At 70.5% G+C, this 8,759-nt stretch carries 11 protein-coding genes; 5 read left to right on the top strand and 6 right to left on the bottom strand.

What is annotated here, in order from left to right:
• The first annotated feature begins 4 nt into the window (after positions 1-4).
• The gene (locus tag KUTG_RS44100; protein WP_369794585.1) at positions 5-943 is read left to right on the top strand and encodes an LLM class flavin-dependent oxidoreductase; all 939 of its coding nucleotides are present in this window, start codon (positions 5-7) and stop codon (positions 941-943) included.
• A 58-nt stretch (positions 944-1,001) separates the two neighbouring features.
• Positions 1,002-1,169: a hypothetical protein gene (locus KUTG_RS59730; protein WP_157495220.1), complete on the top strand. Its 168-nt coding sequence runs from the start codon at positions 1,002-1,004 to the stop codon at positions 1,167-1,169.
• Positions 1,170-1,360: 191 nt separating this feature from the next.
• Here KUTG_RS59730 and KUTG_RS44105 read toward each other — a convergent pair whose 3' ends face one another.
• Both KUTG_RS44105 and KUTG_RS44110 read right to left on the bottom strand, forming a co-directional pair.
• Positions 1,361-2,002 carry a response regulator gene (locus KUTG_RS44105; protein WP_043725688.1) on the bottom strand — a complete coding sequence of 214 codons (642 nt, stop codon included), beginning with the start codon at positions 2,000-2,002 and terminating at the stop codon, positions 1,361-1,363.
• A complete protein-coding gene (locus tag KUTG_RS44110; protein WP_043732784.1) occupies positions 1,990-3,285 on the bottom strand; it encodes a sensor histidine kinase in 1,296 nt (431 codons plus the stop codon). Before KUTG_RS44110 ends, KUTG_RS44105 begins: the two co-directional genes overlap by 13 nt.
• Before the next feature lie 171 nt (positions 3,286-3,456).
• Here KUTG_RS44110 and KUTG_RS44115 point away from each other — a divergent pair, with 171 nt between their 5' ends.
• Complete coding sequence (locus KUTG_RS44115) at positions 3,457-3,657, top strand: PLD nuclease N-terminal domain-containing protein (RefSeq protein ID WP_043725691.1); 201 nt, start codon at positions 3,457-3,459, stop codon at positions 3,655-3,657.
• A 4-nt stretch (positions 3,658-3,661) separates the two neighbouring features.
• On the opposite strand, the gene KUTG_RS44120 is transcribed toward KUTG_RS44115, so the two are convergent.
• Entirely contained in the window at positions 3,662-5,275 is a 1,614-nt protein-coding gene (locus tag KUTG_RS44120) for a hypothetical protein (RefSeq protein ID WP_157495221.1), read from the bottom strand.
• A 40-nt stretch (positions 5,276-5,315) separates the two neighbouring features.
• Here KUTG_RS44120 and KUTG_RS59735 point away from each other — a divergent pair, with 40 nt between their 5' ends.
• On the top strand, positions 5,316-5,675 hold the full coding sequence (locus tag KUTG_RS59735; RefSeq protein WP_157495222.1) for a hypothetical protein: 360 nt from the start codon (positions 5,316-5,318) through the stop codon (positions 5,673-5,675).
• Here the strand turns inward: KUTG_RS59735 and KUTG_RS44125 are convergent.
• Entirely contained in the window at positions 5,651-6,217 is a 567-nt protein-coding gene (locus tag KUTG_RS44125) for an LOG family protein (RefSeq protein WP_043725696.1), read from the bottom strand. The two genes, KUTG_RS59735 and KUTG_RS44125, sit on opposite strands and share 25 nt — an antisense overlap.
• Positions 6,218-6,281: 64 nt before the next feature.
• On the opposite strand from KUTG_RS44125, the gene KUTG_RS44130 reads away from it, so the two are divergent.
• A complete protein-coding gene (locus KUTG_RS44130; RefSeq protein ID WP_084580507.1) occupies positions 6,282-7,535 on the top strand; it encodes a M48 family metalloprotease in 1,254 nt (417 codons plus the stop codon).
• A gap of 171 nt (positions 7,536-7,706) precedes the next feature.
• Here the strand turns inward: KUTG_RS44130 and KUTG_RS44135 are convergent, their stop codons facing one another.
• Together KUTG_RS44135 and KUTG_RS44140 are read right to left on the bottom strand one after the other, a co-directional pair.
• Positions 7,707-8,201, bottom strand: coding sequence for a hypothetical protein (locus KUTG_RS44135; protein WP_198047518.1), 495 nt, complete (start codon positions 8,199-8,201; stop codon positions 7,707-7,709).
• Between the two features lie 69 nt (positions 8,202-8,270).
• Positions 8,271-8,759: alpha-hydroxy-acid oxidizing protein (locus tag KUTG_RS44140; RefSeq protein WP_198047519.1), on the bottom strand; the 489-nt coding region annotated here is incomplete at its 5' end.

Below are 8,759 nucleotides of genomic sequence, written 5' to 3' on the forward strand. Positions count from 1 at the left end.
CACCATGACCATCGGAGCCGTGCTGCCGGCCGGGGATGCCTTGCACGCCAAGAACATCGTCGACGAGCTGATCGCACAGACGCGGGAGGCCTCGACCGCCGGGCTGACGTCCGTGTGGTTCACCCAACTGTTCGACCACGACGCCATCAGCCTCGCGGCCCTGGCCGGGCGGGAGGTGCCCGGCATCGAGGTCGGCACCGCCGTCGTGCCGCTCTACTCGCGGCACCCGTTGGTGATCGCCTCCCTGGCGCAGACCGCGCAGGCCGCCACCGACGGCCGCTTCACCCTCGGCGTCGGGCTCGGGGTGCGGGGCCTGCTCGAACCCGCGTACGGGCTGGAGTATCCGCCGCCCATTCGGCTGCTGCGGGAGTCGCTGGAGGTCCTCAACCAGGCCCTCGACGGCGAGCAGGTCTCCTTCGCCGGCTCCTCCGTCATCGCCCGGCCGCCGCTGCCCACCGCCGTGGCCGGCGGCGATGGCGTACAGCTGCTGGTCGCCGCCATGGCTCCGCAGACCCTGCGCGCCACAGCCGAGTTCGCCGACGCACCATTCCGTTCCTGGCCGGGCCGCGCGTCATCGAACGCCTCATCGTGCCCGCCGGGGGGCGCTCCTTCGAGCCACGCATCGTCGCCGCCGTGCCCGCCGTCGTCACCGATTTTTTTTTACGCCGTCCGCGCCGTCGCCGCCGCCAGCCTCGGCTACTACGGCGACATTCCTTCCTACCGACAGATCCTCGACGCCGAGGGCGTCGACCATCCCGCCGACCTCGCCCTCATCGGCTCCGAGGCCGAGGTCGCCGCCGGCATCCGCCGCTACTTCGACGCCGGCGCCACCGACGTCGTCCTCATCCAGTCCGGCATGCGCTCCGCCGCCGACCGGCTACGCACGTGGCAGCTGGCCGGTCAGTGCGTCCAGGCGTCGCCGAACTCCAGCGCGACGACCTGAGCGTCCTCGCCGAGATCGGCGGCGAGCTGCGCCGGTGCCGGGCAGGTAGTGCACGGCGATGACCGTGGCCGTGCCGAACCAGCGCACGGCGATCGCCGCCTCGACCGGCGGCAGCTCGATCGCCCGGACCAGGCCCACCCGTACGCCGCCCATGCGGAGCACCGCGATCTCCGGCCGGTGCAGCGAGAAGTCGCCGCCGACCAGGATCGCCTCCCGGCCCGCGTGATCTCCAGGGCTTGGCCCCGGTGGTCGACGCCGGCGTGGGTGACGGCGGCGACGTCCACGCCGGCCAGTTCCTCCGGGCGCACCGGGCTTTCCGGCAGGCCGCTGTGCAGGCCGCTGCGGTTCGAGCACGTCGACTCGCCGACATGGCGCGGCTGGCCGGCGCCCTTGCCCGCGGGCCCGCGCTGATCATCGTCATCCCTTCAGAAACCGCAGCACGGCCAGCACCCGACGGTGGTCGTTGTCGGCCGGCGGCAGGTCGAGCTTGTGGAAGATGTTGTTGACGTGCTTGGCGACGGCGCTTTCGCTGACCATGAGGGCGTCGGCCACGCCGGCGTTGGAGCGGCCCTCAGCCATGAGGCGGATGACGTCCCGCTCGCGGGGGCTGAGCACGCTGAGCGGGTCACTGCGCTTGCGGAGCAGGAGCTGGGCGACGGCCTCGGGATCGAGGGCGGTGCCGCCGTCGGCGACGCGGCGCAGGGCGGTCAGAAACTCGCCGACGTCGGCGACGCGGTCCTTGAGCAGATAGCCGATGCCGGCGGTCTCGGTGGCGAGGAGCTCGCTGGCGTAGCGCTCCTCGACGTACTGGGAGAGCACCAGCACCGCCATGGCCGGCCACTGGCGCCGGATGACCAGGGCGGCCCGGAGCCCCTCATCGGTATGGGTGGGCGGCATGCGCACGTCCAGCAGCACGAGGTCGGGCTCGTGCTCGGCGACAGACCGCAGCAGCTCGTCGGCGTCGCCCACCGCCTCGACGACCTGGATGCCGCTGCCTTCCAGCAGTCGGACGAGGCCCTCGCGCAGCAGCACGGAGTCCTCGGCGATCACAACGCGCATGGCAGCTCCGCCGTGAGGGTGGTCGGCCCGCCGACGGGACTGTCGATACGGAGCGAGCCGTCGATGGAGCCGACGCGCTGCATCAGCCCGCGCAGGCCCGTGCTGCCCTCCGAACGGGCACCGCCGCGTCCGTCGTCGGTGACGACAACGACGACGATGTTCTTGCGATGGCTCACCCGAATGTCCACCCGGGACGCCTGGGCGTGTTTCGCGGCATTGGTCAGTGCCTCCGAGACGAGGAAGTAGGCGACGGCTTCGGTCGTCCGGGACGGACGGTGGGGCAGGTTGACGTTCAGGGTCACGGGCACCGACGACCGGGCGGAGATGCCGGACAGGGCGGCGTCGAGACCTCGTTCGTCGAGCACGGCCGGATGTAGCCCACGAACAAGGCTGCGCAGGTCGGCGATGGCCGTCTTGGCTTCCTCGTGGGCGTCCACGATGGACTTGCGCACGTGGTCGGGCACGCCGTCGAGGTCGAGCCGGGCGACGCCGAGGTTCATGGCCAGCGAGACGAGCCGCTGCTGGGCGCCGTCGTGCAGATCCCGCTCGATGCGGCGGCGCTCGGCGTCGGCGGCCTCGATCACGTCCGAGCGGCTGTCGAACAGCGACTGCATCCGCGCGGACATCTCCTCCATCTGCTGCTGGCGGGTCGGTCCGAGCAGCCGGGTCGCCAGGGCGATGTCCAGCTCGGCGCACCACATCGCCATCCACGGCGCCAGATGGAACGCGGCCAGACCGAGCACGGTCGTCAGCAGGACCTCGACCACCGAGCCGTGACTCGGCAGCCACCAGATGTACAGCGGCTGCACCGCCATCGGCGGCCCGACCAGCCACAGCGCGGCGACCAGGGCGAACTCGACGGTGCCGAGAGGGCCCGCGAGCAGGTGGTAGGTGAGCTGACGCCAGGTGGAGGCCTGCGCCGCCAGGCCGAGCAGGCGCCGCCGCTGGGGCGGATTCGGCAGCACTTCGTAGAGTGCCCGGGTGAACCGGTGGCCCTGCGCCTTCGTGCACGGCACGGTCCACCACAGCAGCGCCGTGAACAGAGGAATGACCAGCACCCACGTCCACGGCCGTGCGGTGGCCAGCGGTTGCAGTGGCGGCACCAGCCACCCCATCACCGCCGGGCCCAGTAGCGATGCGCAGGCGATCGTCAGTCCGGCCAGCCCCACCACGCCGGCCGTGCTGACCAGCCCGAGCGGGACGCCCACCGCCAGGTGCACGGTCGCCTGCCACGCCTGTGTGGACCACGGGGCGCGGAGGACAGCTCGGACCTGGAGCGGCATGGGCACCACGGTAGTGATCGCCGGCGGGGTCGGCCATGGCACCAGTGCCCGGTCTCACCTGTACCTAGCACCACCCCAAAGACGGATACCTGCGTTACTGCGCCGCACGCGCCCGGCGCGCGATGCTTGCACCGTCCTCATCGGACGCGCATCGACGAAGGAGCGAGCGACATGACCACCACTCACCTACTGATCCTGCTGCCCATGCTCGTGCTGGAGGTGGCCGCGATCGTGGACGTGCTCCGGCGCGACATCGACGGTGGCACCAAGGTGGGCTGGGTCATGGCCGACCTGTTCCTGCCAGTCGTGGGCCCGCTGGCGTGGTTCGTGTTCGGGCGAAGGTCCAGGGCCGTCCGCGGGGCCTCGGTCTAGCCGGTCATTCCTTGCTGGCGATGACCTCCAGGTCGGCGTTGAGGCCGGTGGCGGACTGGCGTGCGGAGTTGAGCATGGACTCCAGCAGGTGCAGCCGCATGAGCCCGGGGGAGCCGCGCCCGGCCGGGCCGCGGAGGGAGTCGTAGGTGCGCTGGCTGACGTGCGGTTGCAGGATGACGACCCGCATGTCGTCGGTGGCGACGCGGGCGTCGAGCTGGCGCAGGAAGTCACGGCGGCCGCGGACGCGCTGGCCGTCGATCCAGGACGCGGGCCGGCGGACGGGTGGCCGGGAGAGCTGGGGACGGAGGTGGCCGCGACTGACATAGATGAGGTTCTTGACGGCCTGGCTGACCACCACCTCGTACGCGGCGGCCGAGACGTCGCGGAGACGGGAGTGGCTGTTGGCCGACTTGACGTGGATCAGGCTGAGGGTGCGGGCGGCGTCGATGTGCAGGAAGTCGGCCACCTCGCCGGGGCCGTCGTCACAGATCAGCCAGCCGTGGCCGTAGTGGCGGGCGACCCAGTCGAACAGCGAGTTGTCGCTGCCGATGTTGTCGTGGATCTTCTGCGGCGAGTCGGCGCGGGGCTTCTCGCGGCGGATGTCCCAGCCGTGGAAGTCCTCGAAACGCCAGTTGCGAAAGGGGTATTCGGGAGCGCGTGTCTGCCAGAACCGGCCGCGGCTGTAGGAGTGCCCCGACTGGTAGTACACGGTGAGCAGGTCGGTATCGAGGATGGGGGAGTCGCCGTCGAGGCGGACCTTGTCGCCGGCGAGCTCGGGGGTGACCTCGACCGTGCCGTCGAGCACGAACGAGGCGGAGTCGGGGAAACCCGTGACGGAAGGAGGAGTATCCCGTACAGACAGTGCGAGGTCGCGGAGCTCGTCGCTGAGCGAGCCCGGCGGCAGGGTGTCGGGGTCCTCGACGATCACCTCGAAGGCGTCGCGCACGTCGGCGATGTCGGCGGGGCTGGCCAGCATGGTGAGGAAGTCCGGGCGTTCGGCGCCGTTGGCCCTCGCCTCCTCGAGGAGGTCGAGTAACTCGGTGGCCATCGCGGTGAAGGTCTCGAAGTCGGCCCTTGTGCTCAGCCACACCAAGGCGTTACGCGGAGTCGTCCCGGCGTTTCCCTTGAGCAGCAGGAGATCCGGCCGTGAGGGCAGCGCGGCGCGGGCGGAGCCGGCGACGTAGGAGCCGTCCTCGTGCGGGCTGAGCGTCTGCTCGACGCTGGTGCCGCTGAGGACCTTGCCGTCGGCCTTGACGCTGCTGCGCCGGTGAATTCCCCGTAACCACAGGTTCTTCACCTCGCCACGGATGAGCGCGCTCTCCAACACCTCGGACGGGTAGCGCCGCAGTGAACGCTGGCGGTCCAGCCAGGTCTGGAGCCGCTCCTGGGTGGGCCGGTCCGTGCAGACGACGAGAAAACCACCACGCCGCAGCACAATCGTGAGCTGATGGGTGACGTCGACATAACCCGCGTCGGGTCCCGCCCAGGTCGGCGGGTCCTCGCGGCGGCGCACGAAGGCCAGCAGATCCTCGGCCTGGTGCCGGGCCACGACATCGCCGCGACCGGAGGTGAGCAGGAAGTCGGTGAGGGCAGCGAAATCCTCGCCCTCGAGAACCACGACGGAGAAGTAAGGACGGACGGAGGTCAACGGGAGCGCAGTGTTGTTGGGCCTGGTGTTGTGCGGCCCGGTCTCGATTGGCGCGGTGTTGGTTACCGCAGCGTTGCTGGGCCTGGTGTTGTGCGGCCTGGTGTCGATTGGTGTGGTGTTGGTTGCCGCGGTGTCGGCTGGCGCGGTCTCGAGTGCCGCAGCGTTGGTTGACGCGGTGTCGATCGGCGCGGCGTTGATCGGCGCGGTGTTCGTTGGCGCAGTGTTGGTTCGTGCGGCGTTGTTCGGCGCGGCGGTGTTCGGTTCAGGGGTGTTCATGGTGACGCACCTCCCGCCACCGATTGTCGCAGCCGCCGGGCGGCGAATTACCTCATGTCACCCGGTTGCTCAGCTTTCCTTCGACCACTTGTAGGTGGGCGGCCGGTACGCGGCGAACTGGTCGAGCAGCGACGGCAGGTCGGCGTCCACGAGCAGCACGTCCCGGTACGGCTTGCGCAGGAAACCCTCCTCCACCATGGTGTCGGTGAAGCGCAGCAGGTGGTCGTAGAAGCCGTTCACGTCGAGCAGGCCGACGGGCTTCGAGTGCAGACCGAGCTGGGCCCACGTCCACACCTCGAACAGCTCCTCCATCGTGCCGACGCCGCCGGGCAGGGCGATGAAGCCGTCGGACAGCTCGGCCATGAGCGCCTTGCGGGCGTGCAGGCCGTCGACGATGTGCTGCTCGGTGAGGCCCTGGTGGGCGACCTCCCAGTTGACCAGGCTCTCCGGGATCACGCCGATGACCTCGCCGCCGGCCGCCAGCGCGCCGTCGGCCACCGCGCCCATCGTGCCGACCTTGGCGCCGCCGTACACCACGCCGATGCCGCGCTCGGCCAACGTGCGACCGACCGTCCTGGCCGCCTCCAGGTAGGCCTCGCCGCCGTCGGAGGAACCACAGAAAACGCAAATCCGCATGCCCCGATCCTAACGATCACCCGATTCGCCCACGCCTGCCCTCGGGCGTGGTTACTGTGGAGGAGTGACTTCTGCGGACGATTCGACCGATGGTGTTGCCCTCAGCGAGGGTCGGGTGCGGTTCCCGGGCATCAGCCCGCGGGCGTACGAACACCCGGCGGACCGTGGCGCGTTGACCACGCTGCGATCCGTGCCGGGCTTCGCCCAGGTGCTGCGCGCCGTCAGCGGCGCGTTCGCCGAGCGGGGCGAGCGGCTCATGTCCCTGTCCTCCTCGATTCGCGTCGGCCCCCGCCAGTACCCGGAGCTGGACGCGATCCGCAACGAGTGTGCCGAGATCCTCGACGTCGACCCGGCGCCGGAGCTCTACATCACGCGCAGCCCCGTCCAGAACGCCATGACGATCGGTCTCGACCAGCCCTTCATCGTCATGACCACGGGCCTGGTCGAGGCGTTGGACACCGACGGGCTGCGGTTCGTCATCGGGCACGAGGTCGGGCACGCCCTGTCCGGTCACGCGCTGTACCGGACCATGCTTGAGCGGCTGCTCCGCCTGCTCACCAGCTTGGCGTGGATGCCTGTCGGCTACTGGGGCCTGCGGGCCATCATCGCCGCGCTCAAGGAGTGGTACCGCAAGGCCGAGCTGTCCGCCGACCGCGCCGGGCTGCTGTGCGTGCAGGACCCGACCGTCGCCCTGCGCACCCACATCATGATGGCCGGCGCCGTCGATCCGTCCGCTGTGGACACCGAGGCCTTCCTCGCCCAGGCCCGGGAGTACGAGACCGAAGGCGACGTGCGGGACAGCGTGCTCAAGCTGATGAACGTGATCGACCTGAGCCATCCCCTCGCCGTCGTGCGGGCCGCCGAGCTGCAGAAGTGGGCCGCGGACGAGGAGTACCGGGACATTCTCGGCGGCACCTATCCCGACCGGGGCGACGACCCGCAGAACCAGTGGACCGAGGACGTGAAGTCGGCGGCCCGCTCCTACCGCGACGCCTTCGTGGAGACCACCGATCCGCTGGCCAAGGTGCTCAACGAGGTCGGCGGCGTGATCTCCGAGGCCGCCGGCAAGGTCTGGTCGCGGTTCGCGCGGCCAAACCCCTCGGCTTCCGAGGACGCTCCGGAGGGCCCGGACGCTTCGACGGACGCGCCGCCCGCCGGTGGTTCGACGGACGCGCCGTCCGCCGGTGGTTCGGCCAAGGCCGGGGAGCCGCCGGCCAATGGCTCCTCGCGGGCCGGCGAGTCCACCTCCGACGAGCCCCCGACCAACGGTTCCGGCAAGACCGACGAGCCGCCCACCAACGGTTCCGCCAAGGATTGAGCAGACGCGCGCCAACGGCTTTGGCAAAGCTGGAGGCGCGCGTCGGGGGTTTCGCAAAGACTGATGACGCGCGCAAGGGGCTTCGTCAAGGAATGCCGACGTGGGCCGGCGCGGTTTCTGCGAAGGACTGCGCGCTCGCGGTTCTGCCGGGGATGAGAGCGGGCGTTTCAGCTAGGGCGTGCCCGGGCGGCGGGTGTCGCGTTCGGGGCTGAACGTGTGGCGGGCCAGTGCGAATGTGATCCCGGTGGCGATCGCTCCGGCCACGATCACCGGGCCGCCGGCCTGCCGGCAGAACAGTGCCCAGTCGTGCAGGGCCGTCGTGCTGGGTGCTTGGCGTAGGGTATTGATCTCGTTGACCGCCCCGAATATCGCGTACGGCAAAGCGATCCCCACCGCCAGTACGGCCGCGAACGCCTTTCGGAACAGCACCAGCACGGTGAGCGCCAGCAGCACCCAGGCCGTGAGCTCCAAGACGTCCAGCTGCACGCCGTTCAACGACGCCCCGATCCGATTGGCCAACTGGGACCGACCCGTGCGGAAGGTCTCCGTGGCCATATCTTCGTCGGCCCCGGCCGCGATCCGGCTGTAGGCCGTGATCTGAAGCCATAACCCGACCAGGAACACGACCAGCGCCGCCACAAACCCGAGATACCGACCCCTCACCATCACCAGGACGCGCGCACCCCGGCCCGGTTCCCCCGCGAGTCCCGCTTACCGTCACACCGAAATGCGGGTTCAGGCGGTGGGGCGGAGCGAGTCGGGGGTGAGGTCGGCCAGCGCCTGGTAGCCGTCGACGGCCATGAGGAGGTCGGCCTCGGCCAGCAGGGAGCGCAGGACGTGGACGACGCCGCCGGCGCCGGCCAAGGCCATGCCGTACGCGTACGGCCGGCCGACGCCCACCGCGGTGGCGCCGAGGGCGAGAGCCTTGACGACGTCGGTGCCGGAGCGGACGCCGGAGTCGAAGAGCACGGGGAGGCCGTCGGCGGCGGCGACCACGGCAGGGAGGCAGTCCAGGGCGGGGATGCCGCCGTTGGCCTGGCGGCCGCCGTGGTTGGAGCAGTAGATGCCGTCGACGCCACCGTCGCGGGCACGGCGGGCGTCGTCGGGGTGCTGGATGCCCTTGACGATTAGCGGCAGCGACGTGATGGAGCGCAGCCAAGGCAGGTCGTCCCAGGTCAGGGGATTGCCGAAGAGCTGGGCCCACAGACCGACGGTCGCAGCGAC

The sequence above is a fragment of the Kutzneria sp. 744 genome, assembly GCF_000568255.1.
In the GTDB taxonomy this organism is placed as follows: domain Bacteria; phylum Actinomycetota; class Actinomycetes; order Mycobacteriales; family Pseudonocardiaceae; genus Kutzneria.

Bases quoted from the DNA above. Each gene is read 5' to 3' on its own strand.
- KUTG_RS44100 (WP_369794585.1), top strand. From the start codon at position 5: ATGACCATCGGAGCCGTGCTGCCGGCCGGGGATGCCTTGCACGCCAAG.
- KUTG_RS44105 (WP_043725688.1), bottom strand. From the start codon at position 2,002: ATGCGCGTTGTGATCGCCGAGGACTCCGTGCTGCTGCGCGAGGGCCTC.
- KUTG_RS44110 (WP_043732784.1), bottom strand. From the start codon at position 3,285: ATGCCGCTCCAGGTCCGAGCTGTCCTCCGCGCCCCGTGGTCCACACAG.
- KUTG_RS44125 (WP_043725696.1), bottom strand. From the start codon at position 6,217: ATGCGGATTTGCGTTTTCTGTGGTTCCTCCGACGGCGGCGAGGCCTAC.
- KUTG_RS44115 (WP_043725691.1), top strand. From the start codon at position 3,457: ATGACCACCACTCACCTACTGATCCTGCTGCCCATGCTCGTGCTGGAG.
- KUTG_RS59730 (WP_157495220.1), top strand. From the start codon at position 1,002: ATGACCGTGGCCGTGCCGAACCAGCGCACGGCGATCGCCGCCTCGACC.
- KUTG_RS44135 (WP_198047518.1), bottom strand. From the start codon at position 8,201: ATGGTGAGGGGTCGGTATCTCGGGTTTGTGGCGGCGCTGGTCGTGTTC.